The 20,595-nt window shown below is 71.0% G+C and carries 21 protein-coding genes and 1 pseudogene; 11 read left to right on the top strand and 11 right to left on the bottom strand.

The features are described 5' to 3' along the window. Positions 1-11 precede the first annotated feature (11 nt). Both BLV72_RS38745 and BLV72_RS38740 read right to left on the bottom strand, forming a co-directional pair. Positions 12-1,076: a threonine ammonia-lyase gene (locus BLV72_RS38745; protein ID WP_093468273.1), complete on the bottom strand. Its 1,065-nt coding sequence runs from the start codon at positions 1,074-1,076 to the stop codon at positions 12-14. 115 nt (positions 1,077-1,191) lie between these two features. Continuing rightward, complete coding sequence (locus BLV72_RS38740; RefSeq protein ID WP_093468271.1) at positions 1,192-1,800, bottom strand: TetR/AcrR family transcriptional regulator; 609 nt, start codon at positions 1,798-1,800, stop codon at positions 1,192-1,194. A gap of 94 nt (positions 1,801-1,894) precedes the next feature. On the opposite strand from BLV72_RS38740, the gene BLV72_RS38735 reads away from it, so the two are divergent. Then, positions 1,895-2,644 (top strand): SDR family NAD(P)-dependent oxidoreductase, encoded by a 750-nt coding sequence (locus BLV72_RS38735; RefSeq protein ID WP_093468270.1) that lies wholly within the window; start codon positions 1,895-1,897, stop codon positions 2,642-2,644. A 30-nt stretch (positions 2,645-2,674) separates the two neighbouring features. On the opposite strand, the gene BLV72_RS47535 is transcribed toward BLV72_RS38735, so the two are convergent. Beyond that, a complete protein-coding gene (locus BLV72_RS47535) occupies positions 2,675-3,076 on the bottom strand; it encodes a DUF6328 family protein (RefSeq protein WP_143059848.1) in 402 nt (133 codons plus the stop codon). Between the two features lie 19 nt (positions 3,077-3,095). Further along, positions 3,096-4,103, bottom strand: coding sequence for a GlxA family transcriptional regulator (locus BLV72_RS38725; protein WP_093470797.1), 1,008 nt, complete (start codon positions 4,101-4,103; stop codon positions 3,096-3,098). A 364-nt stretch (positions 4,104-4,467) separates the two neighbouring features. Between BLV72_RS38725 and BLV72_RS38720 the strand changes: the two genes are divergently transcribed. The 3 genes from BLV72_RS38720 (at position 4,468) to BLV72_RS38710 (ending at position 7,422) form a co-directional block, all read left to right on the top strand. Continuing rightward, complete coding sequence (locus tag BLV72_RS38720; RefSeq protein ID WP_093470796.1) at positions 4,468-5,397, top strand: NADP-dependent oxidoreductase; 930 nt, start codon at positions 4,468-4,470, stop codon at positions 5,395-5,397. Positions 5,398-5,527: 130 nt separating this feature from the next. Further along, on the top strand, positions 5,528-6,394 hold the full coding sequence (locus BLV72_RS38715; protein ID WP_093468267.1) for a helix-turn-helix transcriptional regulator: 867 nt from the start codon (positions 5,528-5,530) through the stop codon (positions 6,392-6,394). Between the two features lie 44 nt (positions 6,395-6,438). After that, entirely contained in the window at positions 6,439-7,422 is a 984-nt protein-coding gene (locus BLV72_RS38710; protein WP_093468265.1) for a quinone oxidoreductase family protein, read from the top strand. Here BLV72_RS38710 and BLV72_RS38705 read toward each other — a convergent pair. Further along, positions 7,417-8,409, bottom strand: a complete 993-nt coding sequence (locus tag BLV72_RS38705) for an AraC family transcriptional regulator (protein ID WP_093468264.1) — start codon at positions 8,407-8,409, stop codon at positions 7,417-7,419. The genes BLV72_RS38710 and BLV72_RS38705 overlap by 6 nt on opposite strands. Before the next feature lie 82 nt (positions 8,410-8,491). Between BLV72_RS38705 and BLV72_RS38700 the strand changes: the two genes are divergently transcribed. From BLV72_RS38700 to BLV72_RS38665, 7 genes and pseudogenes are all read left to right on the top strand, one after another. Then, positions 8,492-9,328, top strand: coding sequence for an NAD(P)H-binding protein (locus tag BLV72_RS38700; RefSeq protein ID WP_093468262.1), 837 nt, complete (start codon positions 8,492-8,494; stop codon positions 9,326-9,328). Between the two features lie 109 nt (positions 9,329-9,437). Continuing rightward, on the top strand, positions 9,438-9,869 hold the full coding sequence (locus BLV72_RS38695) for a pyridoxamine 5'-phosphate oxidase family protein (protein ID WP_093468261.1): 432 nt from the start codon (positions 9,438-9,440) through the stop codon (positions 9,867-9,869). A 275-nt stretch (positions 9,870-10,144) separates the two neighbouring features. Next, positions 10,145-11,491 carry an NADP-specific glutamate dehydrogenase gene (gdhA, locus tag BLV72_RS38685; RefSeq protein ID WP_093468259.1) on the top strand — a complete coding sequence of 449 codons (1,347 nt, stop codon included), beginning with the start codon at positions 10,145-10,147 and terminating at the stop codon, positions 11,489-11,491. Between the two features lie 100 nt (positions 11,492-11,591). Beyond that, a complete protein-coding gene (locus BLV72_RS38680) occupies positions 11,592-12,587 on the top strand; it encodes an aldo/keto reductase (protein ID WP_093468258.1) in 996 nt (331 codons plus the stop codon). 268 nt (positions 12,588-12,855) lie between these two features. Further along, positions 12,856-13,743 (top strand): annotated as a pseudogene (locus BLV72_RS38675) (ThuA domain-containing protein); the annotation flags it as partial. A 320-nt stretch (positions 13,744-14,063) separates the two neighbouring features. Beyond that, the gene (locus BLV72_RS38670; RefSeq protein WP_093468255.1) at positions 14,064-14,849 is read left to right on the top strand and encodes a cyclase family protein; all 786 of its coding nucleotides are present in this window, start codon (positions 14,064-14,066) and stop codon (positions 14,847-14,849) included. Next, complete coding sequence (locus BLV72_RS38665; protein ID WP_093468253.1) at positions 14,846-16,486, top strand: thiamine pyrophosphate-binding protein; 1,641 nt, start codon at positions 14,846-14,848, stop codon at positions 16,484-16,486. Before BLV72_RS38670 ends, BLV72_RS38665 begins: the two co-directional genes overlap by 4 nt. A gap of 23 nt (positions 16,487-16,509) precedes the next feature. Here the strand turns inward: BLV72_RS38665 and BLV72_RS38660 are convergent, their stop codons facing one another. The 6 genes from BLV72_RS38660 to BLV72_RS38635 form a co-directional block, all read right to left on the bottom strand. Continuing rightward, on the bottom strand, positions 16,510-16,749 hold the full coding sequence (locus tag BLV72_RS38660; protein ID WP_093468252.1) for a DUF6411 family protein: 240 nt from the start codon (positions 16,747-16,749) through the stop codon (positions 16,510-16,512). A gap of 135 nt (positions 16,750-16,884) precedes the next feature. Then, complete coding sequence (locus BLV72_RS38655) at positions 16,885-17,988, bottom strand: AI-2E family transporter (protein WP_093468250.1); 1,104 nt, start codon at positions 17,986-17,988, stop codon at positions 16,885-16,887. Positions 17,989-18,193: 205 nt separating this feature from the next. Further along, positions 18,194-18,625, bottom strand: coding sequence for an SHOCT-like domain-containing protein (locus BLV72_RS38650; protein ID WP_093468249.1), 432 nt, complete (start codon positions 18,623-18,625; stop codon positions 18,194-18,196). Positions 18,626-18,645: 20 nt separating this feature from the next. Next, complete coding sequence (locus BLV72_RS38645) at positions 18,646-18,906, bottom strand: hypothetical protein (protein WP_093468247.1); 261 nt, start codon at positions 18,904-18,906, stop codon at positions 18,646-18,648. After that, positions 18,903-19,265: a DUF2089 domain-containing protein gene (locus BLV72_RS38640; protein WP_208905865.1), complete on the bottom strand. Its 363-nt coding sequence runs from the start codon at positions 19,263-19,265 to the stop codon at positions 18,903-18,905. Before BLV72_RS38640 ends, BLV72_RS38645 begins: the two co-directional genes overlap by 4 nt. 149 nt (positions 19,266-19,414) lie before the next feature. Beyond that, complete coding sequence (locus BLV72_RS38635; protein WP_093468244.1) at positions 19,415-20,536, bottom strand: ABC transporter substrate-binding protein; 1,122 nt, start codon at positions 20,534-20,536, stop codon at positions 19,415-19,417. Between the last annotated feature and the right edge of the window lie 59 nt (positions 20,537-20,595).

The raw sequence follows: 20,595 nt of genomic DNA, 5'->3' as shown, positions 1-20,595 counted from the left end.
GATGGGGCGGTTCAGTCCGCCAGGGCCCGGCGGTAGACCGCTGGATCGACGTTGCCACCCGATGCCACGAGCGCCACGGTTCTGCCCCGTACGTCCACCTTCCCGGACAGCAGTGCCGCCAGTGACGCGGCGCCGCCCGGCTCGACCACGATCTTGAGGAGGCGGTGGGCCGTGTCCATGGCGGCCAGGGCTTCCTCGTCGGTGACGGTCAGGCCGGTCACATCGTGGTGGCGCAGGACGGCCAGCGGGCGGATACCGGCCGCCGGGCCGGAGATGGCATCCATGAGGCCGCCGGGCGGGCGGGGGTTGGTGCATACGTGGCCGCTCTCCAGGGACCGGGCCATCTTGTCGAAGCCCGTCGGTTCGACGATGTGGTGCGCCATGCCGGGGAACGTGTGGTGGAGCGCGGTGATCACACCGGCGGCCAGCCCGCCGCCACTGCAGTTCACCAGGGCCACCTCCGGGGTCAGGCCCAGCTCGCGTGCCTGCTCGGCGATCTCCAGACCGACGGTGCCCTGCCCGGCCATGACACCGGGGTCGTCGAAGGGCGGGATCAGCGTCATGCCACGTTCCTGAAGGATCGTCCGGGCGATCTCTTCCCGGTCCTCGGTGAGCGGGTCGTACAGGACGGTCTCGGCGCCCCACCAGCGGCAGTTGTCGACCTTGATGCGCGGGGCGTTCTGCGGCATGACGATGACCGCGGGACAACCGGCGAGCCGAGCCGCGGCGGCCACGCCCTGCCCGTGGTTGCCGGCCGAGTAGGCCACGATCCCGGCGCGGCGCGTGTCCTCGTCCAGGGTGAGCAGGGCGTTGAGTGCCCCGCGCACCTTGAACGAGCCCGTCAGTTGCAGGCATTCGGCCTTGACCAGGACGCGGGCGCCCACGAGCTCGTCCAGCATCGGGGAGTTCAGCAACGGCGTCCGGACCACGTGGCCGGACAGGCGCCGCGCGGCCTCGTGGATGGCGTCCATGCCGAAGCCGGGCACGGGGCCGTCCGCGACGGCCGCCACGTTCACTTCCGAGGGCTCGGGCGGACGCGCCCCCTGCTCCCCGGGCCGGTGGTGGATCTCGGACAACGGTGGGTGTCCTCTCGCGTGGTCGGGGCGGGGTCCTGCACCGGCAGGGTACGCGCGCTGTCCGTCCGCCCGGTCGCCCGAGAGACGACCGGGCAAGGCCGGCCCGGCGGTTGTGTCAGGCGGGCGGCCAGTTGCGCAGGGCCAGGTCGGCCACCTGCTGCAGGTCGTCGCGGGTGGCGCCGCCGACGGCCTGGACGGCGATGCCGTTCGCCACGGTCATGAGGTAGCGGGCGAGCAGTTCGGGATCGGTGTCCGGGGACAGGTCGCCTTCGTCGACGGCCTGCTGGAACCGTTCACGGAGGTGGGCGACGCCCTCGTCGCGCCAGGCGACGAGGGCCTCGCGGGCGTTGCGCCCAGGGGCGCCGGCGGCGAGGGAGCCTTGGACTCCGAGGCATCCGGCGGGGCAGTCGGGGCGGGTGGTGGCCCGGACGGAGCCGCTCAGGAACGCGGTGGCCACCTGCCGGGCGGTCGGCTCCCGCAGGGCCCGGACCGCGTACGAGGCGGGGCCTTCGGTGTAGCGCTCCAACGCCCTGCGGAACAGGTCCTCCTTGTTGCCGAAGGCCGCGTACATGCTGGTGCGGGTGATGCCCATGGCGCTGGTCAGGTCGGTGAGGCTGGCGCCTTCGTAGCCCTGTTCCCAGAAGACCCGCATGGCGCGTTCGAGGGCCTCGTCGGCGTCGAATCCTCGCGGCCGGCCGATCGACGCCTTCTGGTGCGTATCCATGTTCCCCACTCTATCTCTTCCGCACCGATCGGTACAGAAGTGCTATGGTCTTATTCAGTACCGATCGGTACCGAAATCTTGAGAGGTCATTCTCATGGGACAGCTCGAAGGCAAGACCGCCGTCGTGACCGGAGGCGGCACCGGCATCGGCCTGGCCACCGCCGTACGGCTGGCGGACGAGGGCGCGCACGTGTTCATCACCGGCCGGCGCAAGACCCAGCTGGACGCGGCCGTGGAAACCATCGGCTCGGCGAGGGCCACCGCGGTGGCGGGTGACATCTCGAACCTCGCCGACCTGGACCGGCTGTACGACACCGTCCGCGCCCGGGGCCGGGGACTGGACGTGCTGTTCGCCAACGCCGCCGCCGCGTCGTTCGCCACACTGGAGCAGATCACCGAGGAACACTTCGACCAGACCTTCGACGTCAATGTGCGGGGCACGCTGTTCACCGTGCAGAAGGCACTGCCGCTGCTCAACGACGGCGCCTCGGTGATCCTCAACTCCTCGGTGCGCGCCGATGACGGTGTCGCGGCGTTCGGCACCTATGCGGCCTCCAAGGCGGCACTCCGGTCCTTCTCCCGGACCTGGGCCAACGAACTCAAGGACCGGAACATCCGGGTCAACGCGGTCTCCCCGGGCACCATCGACACTCCTGGGCTCGACGGCGTGGTTGCCACGGCGGACACGCCCGTCACCAAGTCGGACTTCGCCGCGGGTGTCCCGCTCGGCCGGATCGGACGCGCGGACGAGGTCGCCAACGCGGTGGCCTTCCTCGCCTCCGGGCAGAGCAGCTTCATCCTCGGCGCCAACCTGTACGTCGACGGGGGCGAGAACCAGTTCTGACCGCCGCGGGCCGCCCCCTGTCCCGCCATGTCAGCGGGCCCCCGCGGCAGCCGGTCCGGATGGCACGGACGTCGCGGCGGTGGGCACACCCTTCGGCCTGACCGGCCGTATACGCCTGCGGATGCGCATCGGCCCGAGCAGCCACAGCAGCGGAAACCAGAACAGCGCCGCCGCGCCGCTGATGAGAGCGGGGACACCCCCGATCGCCATATCATGATCGGCGTCATGGCGGTGCTGAGCGCCCGGCGCGAGAAACGCCATCCCGGCTATCAGGCAGCGATGGGCGGAATCGACCAGCGCGTCCCTGGCATGGTCGCCCCAAACGAGCCGGTGCAGGGCGGCGGGCGCGAGGAGCGTACCGGCCGCGCCGAGCGCGGCCGGTAGGTCCACTACTGAAACGCGGTCGGCTTTGCTGCCGAGTGCGTAGCGCACATCAGGAGACGACAGCCACTCAGCCCCCGGCCCGTGACGCTTCCCTGACGTCGCCCGCGGCCGGACCCGAGGCGCGGAAGGTGCGCCGGTACGCCGACGGGGCCACCCCCGCCTCCGCCGCCAGGTGCCGCCGCAGCGAGGTGGCGGTGGCGAAGCCGACCTCGTGGGCGATCCGTTCCACCGGCAGATCGCTGGACTCCAGCAGATGCCGCGCCCGCCGCAGCCGCTGCTGGGTCAGCCAGCGGCCGGGGCTCAGACCGGTCTCCTCCCGGAAGCGCCGGGCGAAGGTGCGGGTGCTCATCGCCGCGTGGGCGGCCAACTCGTCCAGCGACAAAGGCAGTTCCAGCCGCCGCAGCGCCCAGTCGCGGGTCGGACCGGTGCCGGTCTCGCTCGCCGGTGGCAGCGGCCGCTCGATGTACTGCGCCTGCCCGCCGTCCCGGTAGGGCGGCACGACGCAGCAGCGGGCGACGTGGTTGGCCACTTCGCTGCCGTGGTCCTGGCGCACCAGGTGCAGACAGACATCGACACCGCTCGCCGCCCCCGCGGAGGTCAGCACATCGCCGTGGTCGACGAAGAGCACACCGGCATCCAGCTCGACCTGGGGAAACAGCTCCTGGAAGTGGCCGGTGAGCGCCCAGTGGGTGGTGGCCCGGCGCCCGTCCAGGAGACCGGCGGCGGCCAGCAGGAAGGCGCCGGTGCAGATGGACACCAGCCGGGTGCCGGGGCGGACACGGGAGAGGGCGGCGAGGGCCTGCGGGTCCGGGTCGGCGGCCGAGGCGCGGGTGATCGCGTACGGAGGGATGACCACGGTGTCCGCCTCGGCCAGCACCTCGGGGCCATGCCCGGGGGTGACGGTCAGATCCGAGTCGGTGCGCACGGGCCGCCCGTCCACGCTCGCGGACAACACCTCGTAGCGGCCGTCGGCGGAGCCCAAAACCCGGTGCGGGATGCCGAGTTCGAAGGGATAGACGCCGTCGAGGGCGAGGACGACGACCTTGTGGGCGCCGGGCCGCGGCTCCGGGCGCATCCGGCGGTCCAGTTCGGCCGCGCGGTCGGCGAGCTCACGGGCCCGGGAGGGCGTGGCGGACGTGGCGGACGTGGGGCGGGCGGTGGGAGTGGTGCGGGCGCCGGGAACGCGGTGGGCGCCGGGAACGGAGCGGGCGGCAGGGTCGATGGGCATGGCAGAAATGTATCGGAGGCTGACCTTCTGGCCATCGCCCCGGGCCGGACCGTACGGCCAGGATCGAGCCATGACTTCGACGGACACGCCTACGACGGGTACCCCTTCGGCCGACACCCCTACGACGGGCACCCCCGAGCACCTCACCTCCCCGGCCCCGGCGGCCACCACGGGCACCCCGCACCCCGCGGCCCCGGACGGCGCCCCCGTGATGCTCGCCCTGCACCAGACGGCCCTCGGCGGCCCCGAGGTCCTGCGGCTGACCGAGCTGCCGCGGCCCGCGCCCGGCCCCGGCGAGATCCTCATCGCCGTGCACGCCGCCGGACTCAACCCCACGGACTTCAAGCACCGCGCCCTGAGCATCTTCCTGCCGCCCCCGCCGCTGACCCTCGGCTGGGACGTCTCCGGCACCGTGGTGGAGACCGGCTTCGGCGTCACCCTCTTCCAGCCCGGTGACGAGGTGTTCGGCATGCTGCCCTACCCGTACGGGGCGGGCTCCCACGCCGAGTATGTGACCGGCCCCACCCGCGCCTTCGCCGCCAAGCCCGCCGGGATCGACCACATCCAGGCGGCCGCCCTGCCGCTGGCCGCGCTCACCGCCTGGCAGGCCCTCGTCGAGACCGCGGACCTGCGGGCCGGGCAGCGGGTGCTGATCCACGCCGCGGCCGGCGGTGTCGGCCATCTCGCCGTACAGCTCGCCAAGGAGCGCGGCGCGCATGTCACCGGGACGGCGAGCGCACCCAAGCACGACTTCCTGCGCGCACTCGGCGCGGATGCCTGCGTCGACCACCGTTTCGAGGACTTCACCGACACCGAGGAGCGTTACGACGTCGTCCTCGACGCCCTCGGCGGGGAGACCGCCACCCGTTCCGTGGGCGTGCTGCGCCCCGGCGGCGTCCTCGTCTCCCTGCTGCCGGGCGCCGAGGACACCCGGGCCGCTGCGGAGAAGGCGCAGGTCCGCGCCGTCACCCTGCTCGTCGAGCACGACCGGGGCGGGATGCGCGCCATCGCCGAGCTCGTCGAGCGGGGCAGGCTCCGCGCCCATGTCTCCGGCACCTTCCCGCTCGCCGAGGGCGCCCGGGCCCATATCCAGGGGGAGACGGGCCGCACCACGGGCAAGTTGGTCATCACCGTGCGCTGAGAAGGGATGGCTCGCTCCTGACGCCCGGACATGTGCGGCAGCGCATCGTCCGACCCGGGCGCCTTTCCTCTCGTCGAGTACGCGGACGCACGCCCATCCGTGGCGGCGAAACAGCCTTAGGGTTTGTCTCATGGCCATTGCTCGCTCCTCCCTGTCCCGTGACCGCCGCCGCGCCGAGCTGCGGGAGTTCCTGCGCAGCCGCAGGGCGCGGGTCTCGCCGGCCGACGTCGGTATGCCGGAAGGCGGCCGGCGGCGCACCCCGGGGCTGCGGCGCGAGGAGGTCGCGGTGGTCTCCGGGGTCGGGGTGTCCTGGTACACGTGGCTGGAGCAGGGGCGCGACATCACGGTGTCCGAGGAGGTCGTCGACGCCATCGCCCGCGCGCTGTTGCTGAACGCGGCCGAACGCGGGCACCTGTACCGGCTGGCCGGGCTCAACCCGCCGCGGGACGTGCCCGCGCCCGCCGTGCCCACCTCGCCGGAGCTGCGACGGCTGCTCGACTCCTGGCTGCCGCGGCCCGGCTACGTACGCGACCGCCACTGGAATTTCACGGCGGTCAACGACATGGCCCGGGAGGTGTTCGGCTACGGCGAGACCGACCACAACTGCCTGGTCTCGTTCTTCACCAACACCCGCTACCGGGCGCTGCACCGGCACTGGGCCGAGACCGCGCCCCAGGTGGCCGCCGGCTTCCGGGCCGATGCGGCACACTACCCGGACGATCCGGAATTCGATCGCATCGCCGGCGACCTGGCCGCGGTCAGCCCGGAGTTCGCGGAGCTGTGGGCGCGCCACGACGTGGCCGAGCACACCAGTGCGGTGAAGGCGGTCGACCACGCCACGGCCGGGACCCTGGTCTTCGACGCCACGCTGCTGCCGCTGCCCGAGCACCCCGGACACCATCTGATCCTGCACAACCCCCGCCCGGGCACCGACACCCAGCAGCGGCTGGAGGATCTGATGCGGCGGCGCAGCCTGGTGGTGGCACACCCAGGATGAACGGACACTGCCCGGCCCCCTGACCAGGCGGCAGCATCACTGCCATGAACAGCGATGACACGCAGATGAAGGCAGTGACCATCCCCGAGTTCGGCGACGCCGGGGTGCTCCGCGTCGGCACGGTGCCGGTCCCTGTCCCGGGGCCGGGCCAGGTCGCCATCGACGTGGCGTACGCGGGTGCGAACTTCGCCGAGGTCCTCTACCGGCGCGGCGTGGTCGATGTGCCGCTGCCCTTCGTACCGGGCATCGAGGTCGCCGGATACATCCGCGCCGTTGGCGAGGGGGTCGAGGATCTGTGGCCCGGCCGGCCGGTGGCCGCCTTGACGATCGTCGATTCCGGCGGCTACGCCGAGGTGGCGGTCACCTCGGCGGACCTGGTCGCCCCGCTGGACGGCCTGGATATCGGAATGGGCACGGCCGCGGCTCTGCCGTCCAACAGCACCACCGCCTTCCTGGTGCTCGACCGGGTGGCCCGCATCGCCCCGGGCGAGAGCGTCCTGGTACACGCCGCCGCCGGCGGCGTGGGCAGCCAACTGGGCCAGGCGGCCCGTCTGTTGGGCGCGAGCCGCGTCGTGGGCACGGTCGGGAGCGCCGCCAAGATCGACACCGCCAAGGGCTTCGGCTACGACGAGGTGATCCTCCGCGACCGGCTCGCCGACGCCGGTCAGTTCGACATCGTCGTCGACATGGTCGGCGGCCCCGCCCGCCGGGCGAGCCTGGACCGACTGGCCGCCATGGGACGCCTGGTGATCATGGGCAATGCCTCGGGCGCCGAGGACGTCGGCGTCCCGGCCAACGAACTGTGGTTCAGCAACAAGACGGTCTCCGGCTTCAATCTGGCCGCCTTCGCCGCCACCCATCCCGACGAGGCGGGCCGGGCGCTGCGCCGTGCGGTGGAGGCCGCGGCCGAGGGAGAGCTGCGGGTACAGGTCGAGGCTCTGCCGCTGGAGCGGGTCGCCGAAGCGCACCGCCGGATCGAGGCGGGGGCGACCACGGGCAAGCTGGTGCTGGACGTCGCGGCGCTATGACGTGGTCGCGGTGCGCCGGAATTCGCTGGGGTTGGCGCCTCGGACCCGTTTGAACGCCGCGCTGAAGCCGAACGGGTCGGAGTAGCCCACGGTACGGGCGATGTCCGCGATGGTCGCGGCCTTCCGCTCGACCAGGAGGTCTGCCGCGAGCGTCATGCGCCAGCGGGTGAGGTAGGTCAGCGGGGGTTCGCCGACCAGGTCCGCGAACCGCTTGGCGAGTGTCGAACGCGACACTCCGGTCTGCTCGGCCAGCGCGGCGACCGTCCAGGGTGCCGCCGGTTCGGCGTGCAGCAGGCGCAGGGCGTCGCCGACCACCGGGTCCCGCTGGGCGGCCCACCAGGCCGGGGGCTCGCCGCCGGGCCGGTCGAACCACTCACGCAGCGTGCAGACCAGCATCCAGTCCAGCAGCCGGTCGAGTACGACCTGCTGGCCCGGTGTGTCGATGGCGACCTCGGCGGCGAGGTGGTCCAGCACGGGGTCGCCCGTGCCCCCCTCGTCCACGCGCAGCACGACGGGCAGCGCGTCCAGCAGCCGGCGGCTGATCTCGCCGCGCACGGGATAGGCACCGACGATCAGGGTCGTGGCATCGCGACCGTCGTCGGAGTTCCCGCCCGGGCCGTCACCGGTGCCCCCGCCGAGGCCATGACCGGTGTCCCCGCCCGGGTCGTTCCAGCCGCGCCGGTGCCGGGTCCCGCCCTGCTCGGGCGTCGCGCAGTGCTCGCCGCATGCGATCGGTTCGGCCCGGGTGCCGACCTCGTCGACGAAGGTGAACGTCGCGGGGCCGCGCACGACGATCGTCTCGCGGGCGCGCAGCGGCTCGGGCGGACCGTGCTCCGGCACGATCCAGCCCGCCCCGGTGAGGACGGTGCACAGGGTCAGCGGCGCGCCGTCCACGAAGTGCAGTGCCCAGGGCGGGGACAGGGTCGAGCTGCCGAACAACGAGCCGTGGGCTCGCACCCCGCGGATCAGGTCACTGAAGGCGTCCACCTCAGCGATCTTAGACGCATACACAGGCGATCCGGCTTCTTGCCCATGGGTTCGTCCGAGACGGCCGTGTTCAATCGGCCTTATGAGCAACGACACCACTCTCGTCCTCGGCGCGACCGGCAAGACGGGTCGGCGGATCCTCGCCCGGTTGCGGCTGCGCGGCACACCGGTGCGGGCCGCCTCCCGATCCAGCCGGACCCGGTTCGACTGGTCCGACCCCGGCGGCTGGGACGCGGCCGTGCGGGGTATCACCGTCGCCTATGTGGTGGCCCCGCGCGTACCGGGCCCGGTGCACGAGTTCGTGGCCCGGGCCGAGGCCGCCGGAGTGCGGCGGCTGGTCCTGCTCTCCGGGCGCGGCTCCGACACCTGGGGCGACTCCTCGTTCGGCCTCGACATGCGCTCGGCCGAGGACGCCGTACGTGGCTCGGCGCTGGAGTGGACCGTCCTGCGGCCGTCGAACTTCGCCCAGAACTTCGACGAGGACGTCTTCCACGCCCCGCTGGTCGCCGGGGAGCTGGCGCTCCCGGCCGGCACGGTTCCCGAGCCGTTCATCGACGCGGAGGACGTCGCCGACGCCGCGGCCGCGGTGCTGACCGAGACCGATCGGCACGCCGGAAAAATCTACGAGCTGACCGGACCGCGTGCGCTCACCTTCGGTGAGGCCGTCGAGCTGATCTCCCGGGCGTCCGGGCGGCCCATCACCTACCGGCAGGTCTCCCCCGCCGCGTACACCGCGGCACTGGTCGAGAAGGGCGTGGGCGAGGAGGACGCCCACCACGTCGCCGAGATGTTCGTACTGATGGAACGCGGGCTGCTGGCCGGGACGACGGATGACCTCGCCACCGTCCTGGGCCGGGCGCCCCGGACCTTTGAGGACTACGTCGTACGGGCCGCGGCGGCGGGAGCCTGGGGGCGATGACCGCCCGGCGGCGGCCGCCCGGCCATCGCCCTGGCCACATGATCAGAACGAGCCGACGCCTCGTTCCACGACCTCGACACCATTCCCCTCATCCATCGGAAGGGCCGTGATGAGCACCGACGCCACTTCGCTGACCACTGAGGACCTCGAGTTCCTCCGGCGCCCCCTGTACGGGTTTCTGTCCGTGGCCGGGGGGCCGCTTCCGCCACAGCCCCGGCCGGTGTGGTTCGAGGCCACCGCCGAGGGCACGATCCAGCTGTTCACGGGCCCGGACACGCTCAAGGTGCGGCGCCTGCGCCGCGACCCCCGCGCCTCGATCGTGGTCGCCGCCCCGGTGGGTGAACGCGAGCGCTGGCTGTCGGTCGCAGGCCGCACCACGGTGGAAACCGACGGAGCACACGACCTGGCCGCCCGCCTGGCCGCGCGCTACTGGGACCTGGACGATGACCCGGCCCGCGCCGACGACCTCGCCGGGATCCTGGCCGAGGACTGGGTCCGTGTCGTGATCCACCCGGAGACCGTGAGCCGCTACGCGTTCTGACCTCCGCGATACCTCTCGGCAGACCACCGAGGAACTCGGTCCAGGGGATCTCGGGGACGAGGCCCTGTATGTGTGGAACGCGCTGTTCGATCCGCGGGACATCCTCGACCTCATCAAGAGTGGACGTACCCGGACGAGGCGGCGACCCGCCTCGTGGCCGCCCTGCGCGGCGCCCTGATCGGCTGGTCCGCCCCCAGCCCCTAATCTGGGCGCGGCAACCACACGACCCGCGGATCCACACTCGGCTCGCCCACACCTGAACAGAGAGACACCACATGGACGTCAGTGCCCAGATCGAAGCCGTCTACGACACCCTCCGCCGCCGGAACCCCGGGGAAGCGGAATTCCACCAGGCGGCCCACGAAGTCCTGCACGCCATAGGCCCCGTGCTCAAGGCACACCCGCAGTACGCGGACGCCCGGATCGTGGAGCGGCTGTGCGAACCGGAGCGACAGCTCATGTTCCGGGTCCCATGGGTGGACGACCAGGGAACGGTGCAGGTCAACCGCGGCTTCCGGGTGGAGTTCAACAGCGCGCTGGGCCCTTACAAGGGCGGCCTGCGCTTCCACCCCAGCGTCAATCTGGGCATCGTGAAGTTCCTCGGCTTCGAGCAGATCTTCAAGAACGCGCTGACCGGCCTGGCCATCGGCGGCGGCAAGGGCGGGTCCGACTTCGACCCCAAGGGCCGCTCGGAAGCCGAGGTGATGCGGTTCTGCCAGTCCTTCATGACCGAGCTGTACCGCCACCTCGGCGAGCACACCGATGTGCCCGCCGGGGACATTGGTGTGGGCGGCCGTGAGATCGGCTATCTCTTCGGCCAGTACAAGCGGATCACCAACCGCTTCGAGGCCGGTGTGCTGACCGGCAAGCCGGTCGGCTGGGGCGGTTCACCCGCCCGTACCGAGGCCACCGGCTACGGCACGGTCTTCTTCGCCCAGGAGATGCTCGCCACCCGCGGTCAGGACTTCGACGGACGCCGGGTCGTGGTCTCCGGGTCGGGAAACGTCGCTGTCTACGCCATCGAGAAGGTCCACGCCCTGGGCGGCCTCGTGGTGGCCTGCTCCGACTCCTCCGGCTACCTGGTCGACGAGAACGGCATCGACCTGGCCCTGCTCAAGGAGATCAAGGAGGTGCGCCGGGAGCGGCTCTCCGCCTACGCCGAGGCGAAGCCGAGCGCGCGGTTCTCCGACCGGGGGTCGGTGTTCGACGTGCCGTGCGAGATCGCCCTGCCGTGCGCGACCCAGAACGAGCTGCACCAGCAGGACGCCGGCGCGCTGGTGAAGAACGGTGTGCTGGCCGTGGCCGAGGGCGCGAACATGCCGTGCACACCCGAGGCGGTCGAGGTGTTCCGCGGCGCGCGGGTCCTCTTCGGCCCGGGCAAGGCGGCCAACGCGGGCGGGGTCGCCACCTCCGCGCTGGAGATGCAGCAGAACGCCTCCCGCGACCGCTGGACCTTCGAGCGCACCGAGGACCAGCTCGCCGGCATCATGCGGCAGGTCCACGCCCAGTGCCGCGCCTCCGCCGAGATCTACGGAGGTGACGCCGACGACTATGTACTCGGCGCCAACACCGCTGGCTTCCGCCACGTCGCGGACGCGATGATGGCCCAGGGAGTCATCTGAGGCACGGGCGCACCCGACGGCGCACACGACGTTCGCACACGAAGGCAATTGTCATCAGGGCTTGCCTTCGTGTGCGCTCCAAATCCTACTGTCCCCGGGCATGGAGACCACGGCGCACAACAGAACACTGGGCCGCAGCGGCATCGAGGTGAGCGCTCTCGGCTTCGGCTGCTGGGCCATCGGCGGTGAGTGGCAGTCCGCCGACGGGCAGCCCCTGGGCTGGGGCAAGGTCGACGACGAGGAGTCCGTACGGGCGATTCGGCGCGCACTCGACCTCGGCGTCACCTTCTTCGACACCGCCGACGCGTACGGTACCGGCCACAGCGAACGCCTGCTCGGCCGCGCCCTCGGCAAGCACCGCACCGACATCGTCATCGCGACGAAATGGGGCAACCTCTTCGACGAGCGGACCGGCATCTGCGACGGGCAGGACGACTCCCCGGAACACCTGCGCCGCGCCCTGACCGCCTCACTGCGGCGCCTGAACACGGACCACGTCGACCTGTACCAGCTCCACATTTCCGACGCCGACCCCGAACGCGCCGCCCAACTCCGCGGCAGCTGCGAGGAGTTGGTGGGCGAGGGCCTGATCCGCGCGTACGCCTGGAGCACCGATGACCCCGCCCGGGCCGCCGTCTTCGCCCAGGGCCCGCACTGCGCGGCCGTCCAGCACCGCCTGAACATCCTCCAGGACGCGCCCGAACTCCTCGCCCTCTGCGCCGAGTCGGACCTCGCCAGCATCAACCGCAGCCCTCTCGCCATGGGACTGCTCACCGGCAAACACACCGCCGGGCGCGCCCTGGACAACGCGGACATCCGCAACACGCCCCCCGCCTGGCTGCCGGGCTTCCTCCCGAACACGGGTGCGGACCCGGCCTGGCTCCAGCGCGTCGACGCCCTGCGGTCCATCCTCACCAGCGACGGCCGCACGCTCGCCCAAGGCGCCCTCGCCTGGATCTGGGCCCGCAGCCCGCGGACGATCCCGATCCCCGGTTTCCGTACGGTCGCCCAGGCCGAGGAGAACGCGGGCGCCATCGCGAAGGGGCCACTCACCGCCGGGCAGCTGGCCGACGTCGACCGGATCCTGGGGCGCTGAGCGGGATCCCGGCCGGGCGGCGACAGAAGGCCCACGGCGCGACATAGGGTGCGTTCGACTTCTTCAGGCGAACCTCGCCGTGGCGCTCTTCTTGCTTCATCTCTTGACGTGTCTGGTTCAGACCTTTAGCTTCACCCATCGCCCGTCTGCGAAAAGCCGTGCCTCTGCGATGGTGGACAAACCCGCTCCGCAGCTGTGTCGGCGTTGGCCGTCGGTGTCCAGATCCCCCACCCGTGACAGCGGCAACACCCGTCAGCGAGGAGCGCACATGCAGGAGAGCAGAGACATCGGATCGCCCAGGACGGCATCCGTGGCCATACGGCTGCTGGTGCTGTTGGCCACGCTGCTGGGCCTGGCGATCGCCCCCGTCCACGCGACGGCGCGCAGCGCGGCCGCGCCGTTCAAGGTCTTGGCCTTGTACAACGGAACGTGGGACGCCGCCCACATCAACTTCGTCCATGAAGCGAACGAGTGGTTCCCCCAGCAGGCGGCACAGAACGGCTTCACCTACACGGCGAGCAACAACTGGAACCTGCTCGCCGACGGCGGGGTCGACGAGTACAAGGTGGTGCTGTTCCTCGACGATCTGCCGCAGACCTCCGCCCAACGTGCCGGTTTCGAGCGCTACATGCGCGGGGGCGGCGCCTGGATGGGGTTCCACGTGGCGGCCTTCACCACCGAGGCGCAGAGCTGGCCCTGGTACCACAATGAGTTCCTCGGCACCGGCAACTTCAAGTCCAACACCTGGGGACCGACGACGGCCACCCTGAAGGTCGAGGACCGTACACACCCGTCCACCAAGGCCCTGCCCGCCACCTTCACCTCGTCGGTCAGCGAGTGGTACAGCTGGTCCAACGACCTGCGGCAGAACCCTGACATCAAGATCCTGGCCTCCGTCGACCCGAGCAGCTTCCCGCTCGGCACCGACCCCAACCAGACCTGGTACAGCGGTTATTACCCGATCCTATGGACGAACAGCAAGTACAAGATGCTGTACGCGAACTTCGGCCACAACGCGATGGACTACGACACCAACACCCCCCTGTCGTCCACCTTCGCGAGCGAGACCCAGAACCGCTTCCTCCTCGACGGCCTGAAGTGGCTCGGCGGCGCGAGCGGCGCCCAGTCACCGGCCGCCTCCACCTCCGAGTCCGCCCGGACGGCCATGAGCCAGAAGTAGCCCCCCATCAAGAAACCGCGGGGACACCCCGGGAGCCCGACTCCCGCCCACCCCCGCCCAGGCCGCCCCGGAAATCCGGGGCGGCCCCCTTCGTTTCCGGCTGACACGACGGCACGTCAGCCACGCCAGAGCGCTGCCGATACGAGCAATCGACACCCTTCCGCGTCACCTGATACCCCAGTGATGATCACTCGGGTAGAGTCCCCGCACACCTGCGGACCCCGCCGGGCCCCTACGACCTGCAGTGACGCATTGATGCACGGCACACGATCAGCCCTCATGTGCAGGAGGCCGTCATGTCCCCCCAATCCGTCCTCGCCGCCCTGACCACCGGGTTGCGAAGTGGTGCGATCGAAGTCGTCGACCTCACCTCGCCCCTGTCGTCCTCCACGCCGGTGATCCAGCTGCCCTCCGAGTTCGGCCAGACCGCGGTGTTCGAGCTGGAGGAGATCAGCAGGTACGACAACCGGGGACCGGCCTGGTACTGGAACAACTTCCGCAGTGGTGAGCACACGGGCACGCACTTCGACGCGCCGAACCACTGGGTCACCGGGAAGGACCTCACCGACGTGGCGTCGGTGCCGGCAGGGCGGCTGATCGCACCGGCGGCCGTGCTGGATTTCTCCGCCGAGGCGGAGGCGGACCCCGACTTCCTGGTCGAGGTGGAGCATGTGAAGGCATGGGAGGCCGAGAACGGCCCGCTGCCCGAAGGTGGCTGGCTGCTGGTGCGGACCGGCTGGGACGCCCGCTCGTACGCGCAGGAGCCGTTCCTCAACTCCGACGCGAGCGGCCCGCACACGCCTGGCCTGTCGCCGGAATGCGCCCGGTGGGTGGCGGAGGAGTCGCCGGTGATCGGGCTCGGTGTCGAAACGGTGGGCACCGACGCCGGACAGGCGCCTTCGTTCGACCCGGCCTTCCCGTGTCACTCCTATCTCATGGGCAGTGACAAGTACGGGCTGACGCAGCTGCAGAACCTGTCGGCGCTGCCACCGACCGGCGCGGTCATCGTCGCGGGGCCGTTGCCCATCGTCACCGGGTCCGGGGCGCCCGCGCGGGTGCTCGCGCTGGTGGAGCGCTCATGAAGGTCGCGGAAGCCGTTGGCCGGGCGTTGTCCACGGCAGGTGTCGACCATGTATTCGGCGTGGTCGGCTCGGGCAACTTCCACCTGACCAATGCCATGGTGGCGGCGGGTACCCGGTTCGTCGCCGCACGCCATGAAGGTGGCGCGGCCACCATGGCCGATGCCTACGCACGGATGAGCGGCACGGTGGCCGCGCTGACCGTGCATCAGGGGTGCGGACTGACCAACGCCATCACCGGTATCGGCGAGGCGGCCAAGAGCCGTACGCCGCTCCTCGTGCTGGCGGCCGAAGCCACCGAGCCGAGGTCCAACTTCTCCGTCGGCCAAGAGGCGCTGGCGCACGCCGTGGGGGCGGTCACGGCGCGTGTGACGTCGGCGGAGGACGCGGTCGAGCAGGCATGCGCCGCGGTGCGGCGAGCCCTGCACGAACGGCGCACGGTGCTGCTCAACCTCCCGTTGGACGTGCAGGCCCTGGACACGCCCGACGATGCGCACACCGTGGCCGCGCCGTCGCCCGAACGGACCGCGGTCGAGCCGGTGACGGACGACGTGGCGGCGTTGGCGCAGGTGCTCGAGCAGGCACGACGTCCGGTCTTCGTGGCCGGTCGGGGATCGCGCACACCCGGCGCCCGAGATGCCCTGGCGGCGCTCGCCGAGCGCCACGGTGCGCTGCTGGCGACGTCGGCCGTCGCCCGTGGACTGTTCCACGACGATCCGTGGTCGCTCGACGTGTCCGGTGGCTTCTCGTCCCCCCTTACGGCAGAGCTGATCCAGGGGGCGGACGTGATCGTGGGCTGGGGCTGCGCGCTGAATATGTGGACGATGCGCCACGGTCGGCTGATCGGCCCGAACACGACCGTCGTACAGGTCGACGACGACACCTCGGCGCTCGGTGCGCACCGGGAGGTGCACCTCGGCGTCACCGGGGATGTGGAACTCACGGCGCGGCAGGTGCTCGATGCGCCCGGACGGCAACGGCAGGGCTACCGCACCGCCGACAATGGGGCGGCCATCGCCGCACGGGTGCGGTGGCGGGATGTGCCGTACGAGGACGAGAGCAGCCGTGAACGGATCGACCCGAGGACGCTGAGCATCGCGCTCGACGACATCCTCCCCGCCGAGCGGGTGATGGGCGTGGACTCCGGGAACTTCATGGGCTACCCGACCATGTACCTGGCCGTACCGGACCACAACAGCCTGTGTTTCACCCAGGCGTTCCAGTCGATCGGCCTGGGCCTTGCGACGGCCATCGGGGCGGCGCTGGCGCGGCCGGACCGGCTGCCCGTGGCCGCGCTCGGCGACGGCGGTGCGCTGATGAGCGCCGCGGAACTCGACACGGTGCGCCGCCTCGGGCTGCCGATGGTGGTCGTCGTCTACAACGACGACGCCTACGGAGCGGAGGTGCACCACTTCAAGCCCGGCGGATATCCGCTCGACACGGTCGAGTTCCCGCCGACGGACATCGCCGCCGTGGCGCGAGGGTACGGCTTCGAGGCGGTGACCGTACGCACGCCCGCGGACCTCAAGGCCGTCGAGGACTGGGTCGCCGGACCACGGTCCGCGCCGCTGCTCATCGACGCCAAGGTGGTCGGCGACCACGGGGCCTGGTGGCTGGAGGAGGCGTTCCGCGGCCACTGAGCCATCGGGACCCGGACTCCTGGCTAGAACGGCATGCGGCCCCGGGCCCGCCGCCCGGCGGAGCCGCTGCGGCCGACGGCCTTGGAGCTGCTGCGGAAGGGCTTGCTGAGGATCCGTCCCAGGACGCCGGGGGCCTTGCCGCCGGCGCGCGAGCCGACTCCCAGGGTGCGCTGGGTGCCCCGTTCGGGGTGCCGGGACAGGCGCGGGACCAGGAAGGCCAGCACGGCCAGGAGGACGCAGATGCCAACAATGCCGAAAATCATGGCGAAGTACTCCTCATACAAAGTGTGCCTGCCGAGTACCCCGCCCGTCTGCCCGCATGCGCCGCCGCCCGGACGACAGCGCCCGATGCGCTTTTCGGTGTCGGCGCCGACTGGGTCGGCGCCGACACCAACGACTTACGACACGACGGGCTGCTCGTCGCTCGCCAGCTCCTCCGGCGGGTGGCTGAGCTGCTCGCGCAGGTAGTTCCAGACCACCGCGATCAGCGCGGCAACCGGTACGGCGAGCAGACTGCCCACGATCCCGGCCAGGCTGCTGCCCAACGTCACCGCCAGCAGGATGACCGCCGCGTGCAGACCGAGCCCACGGCTTTGGATCATGGGCTGGAACACATTGCCCTCCAGCTGCTGCACCACGATGATGATCGCCAGCGCGATCAGTGCGTCCGTTGTGCCGTTGGACACCAACGCGATGAGCACCGCGACCGCACCCGCGAACAAGGCCCCCACAATGGGTACGAACGCGCAGATGAAGGTCAGGACCGCGAGCGGCAGCACCAGCGGCACTCCCAAGGCCCACAGGCCGAGTCCGATGAAGACGGCGTCGAGCAGGCCGACCAACGCCTGCGAGCGCACGAAGGCGCCCAGAGTGTCCCAACCGCGCGCGGCCACCACGGGGATGTCGGTGGCGAGCCGACCGGGGAGCTGACGGGTGAGCCACGGCAGGAACCGCGGGCCGTCCTTGAGGAAGAAGAACATCAAGAAGAGCGCGAGGACGGCGGTGACCAGGCCATCGATCACGGTGCTCACCCCCGTGACGACAGTGGTGACGAGGCTGCCGGCACTGCTCTGCAGCCGGTCGGCCGCGGTGTCGGTGGCCTTGGTGATCTGGGCATCGCTGATGTTCAGCGGTGGCCCGGCGGCCCATTCGCGCACCTGCTGGATGCCTTCGGTCACACGGTCGGTCAGTTCGCCGGACTGGGACGCCACCGGCACCGCGATCAGCGCCACGATGCCCGTGGCGACCAGGAGGAACAGCACGGTCACGACCGAGGCGGCCAGCGCGGGCGGCCACCCGTGCCCCCGCAGAAAGCGCGCCAGCGGCCAGGTCAGCGTCGTAAGAAGTAGGCCGACTACTAGTGGCCAGACCACCGACCACATCTGGCCCAGGACCCACAGGACCACCGTGGTCATGACGAGGACCAGAAGCAAATCAAGGGAAATACGCGCCGATCGGCGGAGCGCGACGCGGGTTTTCGTTGAACTCAACGTGGGAGGCATGGGCCACCCGTACCCCATGGCTATTGCCGCTGTCCAGGAGCGCCCTCGCCGGGGACGCACGCCGCACCGCGGTCCGCGAGGACTGACGGCCGGTGGTCTTCTCCGGGTCCGTGCCGCAGGCGACTTGGGCGATGGGCGGGGTGCCGTGGGCGGTGGTCGCGGTGTCGGGACGGCGGGACCGTCGACAATCCCGGCGCCCCGCAACTCACTCGCAGAACACCTGCACCTTGGCGTCGGGGTCGTCGACGTCGACGGTGACCTCGTCGAGCTGATCGATGAGCTCCTCGAGATGCTGCGGCTTGAGCTCGGCGAGGTCGATCGGCACCCCTGACCTGTTCAGCTCCGCGTTGACCCGGGTGAGCGCCTGCGGCGGGATGAGGCTTGTGAGCCGGACCCCGGCGCGCAGCAGCTGCAGCGGGACCCGGACGTTGACGCGGCCCGGCTCGTCACCGCCGGAGCCGTCCGACCAGCTCATCACCACGCGCAGATACTTGGGCCGGGTTTTCGGGCGGGGCGTGGCTCCCCGCGGCGTCTCGGGCTGTTCTCGTTCGAGGGCGTCGATCAGCCGCTCGGCCTCGTCCGCGGTGATCTTGCCCTCGGCCAGCATCTGCAGGATCTGGCGGCGCTGCTCGTTCATCGTTGTTCTCCCCCTCTGACTCATCTGATGCGTACCAGCACGGCCGTTCGGCCCTGCGCGATCTCGAACCGGGCGCCGGGCAGTGCCCACAGCAGCCGCCCCGTGCCGCGCAGCGCGCCCATCAGGCTCACCCGGAAGACGAGACACGCGACCAGTCCGCCCAGCACGGCGAGCAGCAGCAGCGGCGACAGCACCACCAACACCGGCAGGACGGGGACGTACAGCCGCAGCCGGCGGCCGTCGGGACGGCGATAGCGCACCGTCACCAGCTGCGGAATCACCGGGACCGCTCCAGCTCGGCCAGCGCCTCCTGGACGCTGATCTCCCCCCGCCGCAGACGGTCGACGACGTCGGCGCCGGTGGGCGCCGGGTCGGTGTCGACGAAGTCGAGGGCCTCGGCGATCCGGTTCAGCCGGGACTTGATCGTCGGGTAACTCACCCCGAAGGTCCGCTCCATCTCCTTGATCGAACCGTGCGATCGTATGAACGCGGCGACGAACACCTGGTCGTCGACGCTGAGCTGAGCCAGCTGCGGCGTCTCGAACTGCCCCTCGACCACGACACCGCTGCCGGCGAGGCGGACCCGCTCGACCACGAACGGCCGTCCTTGCGTCAGGTCCGTCAGCTCCTGCCAGTCCACCCTCGGCCCCCTTGCTCTCGGTGACGCGCCCGCCATTCATTTGTACCTTGAGTTTTTTAAGCTGCCAACCCGAGAACCTTGATTTTTCTTATGGGACCTTCAATAGTCCGGTGTGGGACAGCCGGGCCATGTCCTTGTTCCGTGCTCCCTCAGCCGGCGTGGAGGACCCGAAAGCGAGCGGGGTCCGCCGGATCCCGATCAACGACCTGGACGGGCGTCCAAGCCCATTGCCACACGCTGATGCCCGGCGTGCGGGAGAACTGGATCTGCCCGCGGGTGCCCTCGACCGCGACGCGCGGCCAGGCTTCGGCAGTGCGCGCCCGGTCCACGCCGTGCGAACGCAGCACCTCGGCGAGGACGGCGATCGTGTCGTAACCCTCGAAGGCGACGAAGGAGGGCGCCTCGGCCAGCCGCTCGCGGAGGGCCGTCTCGACTCGTGCACCGAGTGGGCCGAGGCGCTCGGGCAGATAGCGCAAGAACGGGATCGCGGCGCCGTCGTCGCCCAGCAACGTCGCCCATTCGGCGAACTCCGGTTGCCCGGCCGGAGCACCCATCATCACCTCGGCGAGGCGCTCGTCGCGGCGGACGGCCTTGACGATCGACACGGCCGGCTCCGGGTGGCCGACCAGAAGCAGGAGGGCCGTCGCGCCGTGTGCGACGAGCTCGTCGCACACCGCCGTGGGGGTGAGCGAGCTGATGTCGAGTTCGACGACAGTGCCGCCGCGTGGCGCGAGGTAGTCCCGCAGAATGCGGGTTCCGGATGCCCAGTAGACACTCGGCTGGGCCGCTATGGCGATTCGGCCGTGGCCCGCGCCGAGGAGGAAGTCCGCGTAGATCTGCCAGCCGTGGGACTGCGCCGGGGCGAGGCGCGCGACCCAGTCCGTCGGCTGTTCGGTGAGCGCGTCGAGAACCGCTGACGAGCAGAGGAACGGCAGGCCGAGGGCGTCGGCCCTGGCAGCGGCGGCGCGGGCGACGACGCTGTGGTACTCCCCCGCCAAGGCGGCCACGCCCAGACGAACCAATTCGTCGACGGCCGCCGCGGCTTTCCGTGGATCGGCCGCGGTGTCCCGGACCACCAGCTCAAGCGGTCTTCCGGCGATCCCGCCGCCGTCATTGACTTCGCGAACGGCCAACTCAAGCCCAGCGAGGAGGTGTTGGCCTGCCTCGGCCCAGCCAGGCCGAGTCAGCGGGACGAGAGCGCCGATCTGGACGGCTGACCCGTCAGTCCGCTCCGCTTCAAGCGGCGATAGTGGTGATGGTGGCGTATTCATGTGTTGGCGTCTCCCGCGCGACGATTCGGTTGCGATCGCCAGGATCGCAGAGTGATCGT

It is taken from the genome of Streptomyces melanosporofaciens, assembly GCF_900105695.1.
GTDB lineage: Bacteria > Actinomycetota > Actinomycetes > Streptomycetales > Streptomycetaceae > Streptomyces > Streptomyces antimycoticus.
Note: the sequence above shows the minus strand (reverse complement) of the source record. Positions and strands in the feature narration are given on the sequence as shown.

Bases quoted from the DNA above. Each gene is read 5' to 3' on its own strand.
- BLV72_RS38740 (WP_093468271.1), bottom strand. From the start codon at position 1,800: ATGGATACGCACCAGAAGGCGTCGATCGGCCGGCCGCGAGGATTCGAC.
- BLV72_RS38735 (WP_093468270.1), top strand. From the start codon at position 1,895: ATGGGACAGCTCGAAGGCAAGACCGCCGTCGTGACCGGAGGCGGCACC.
- BLV72_RS38725 (WP_093470797.1), bottom strand. From the start codon at position 4,103: ATGCGCCCGGAGCCGCGGCCCGGCGCCCACAAGGTCGTCGTCCTCGCC.
- BLV72_RS38720 (WP_093470796.1), top strand. From the start codon at position 4,468: ATGCTCGCCCTGCACCAGACGGCCCTCGGCGGCCCCGAGGTCCTGCGG.
- BLV72_RS38715 (WP_093468267.1), top strand. From the start codon at position 5,528: ATGGCCATTGCTCGCTCCTCCCTGTCCCGTGACCGCCGCCGCGCCGAG.
- BLV72_RS38710 (WP_093468265.1), top strand. From the start codon at position 6,439: ATGAACAGCGATGACACGCAGATGAAGGCAGTGACCATCCCCGAGTTC.
- BLV72_RS38700 (WP_093468262.1), top strand. From the start codon at position 8,492: ATGAGCAACGACACCACTCTCGTCCTCGGCGCGACCGGCAAGACGGGT.
- BLV72_RS38695 (WP_093468261.1), top strand. From the start codon at position 9,438: ATGAGCACCGACGCCACTTCGCTGACCACTGAGGACCTCGAGTTCCTC.
- gdhA (WP_093468259.1), top strand. From the start codon at position 10,145: ATGGACGTCAGTGCCCAGATCGAAGCCGTCTACGACACCCTCCGCCGC.
- BLV72_RS38680 (WP_093468258.1), top strand. From the start codon at position 11,592: ATGGAGACCACGGCGCACAACAGAACACTGGGCCGCAGCGGCATCGAG.
- BLV72_RS38670 (WP_093468255.1), top strand. From the start codon at position 14,064: ATGTCCCCCCAATCCGTCCTCGCCGCCCTGACCACCGGGTTGCGAAGT.
- BLV72_RS38665 (WP_093468253.1), top strand. From the start codon at position 14,846: ATGAAGGTCGCGGAAGCCGTTGGCCGGGCGTTGTCCACGGCAGGTGTC.
- BLV72_RS38660 (WP_093468252.1), bottom strand. From the start codon at position 16,749: ATGATTTTCGGCATTGTTGGCATCTGCGTCCTCCTGGCCGTGCTGGCC.
- BLV72_RS38655 (WP_093468250.1), bottom strand. From the start codon at position 17,988: ATGCCTCCCACGTTGAGTTCAACGAAAACCCGCGTCGCGCTCCGCCGA.
- BLV72_RS38650 (WP_093468249.1), bottom strand. From the start codon at position 18,625: ATGAACGAGCAGCGCCGCCAGATCCTGCAGATGCTGGCCGAGGGCAAG.
- BLV72_RS38635 (WP_093468244.1), bottom strand. From the start codon at position 20,536: ATGAATACGCCACCATCACCACTATCGCCGCTTGAAGCGGAGCGGACT.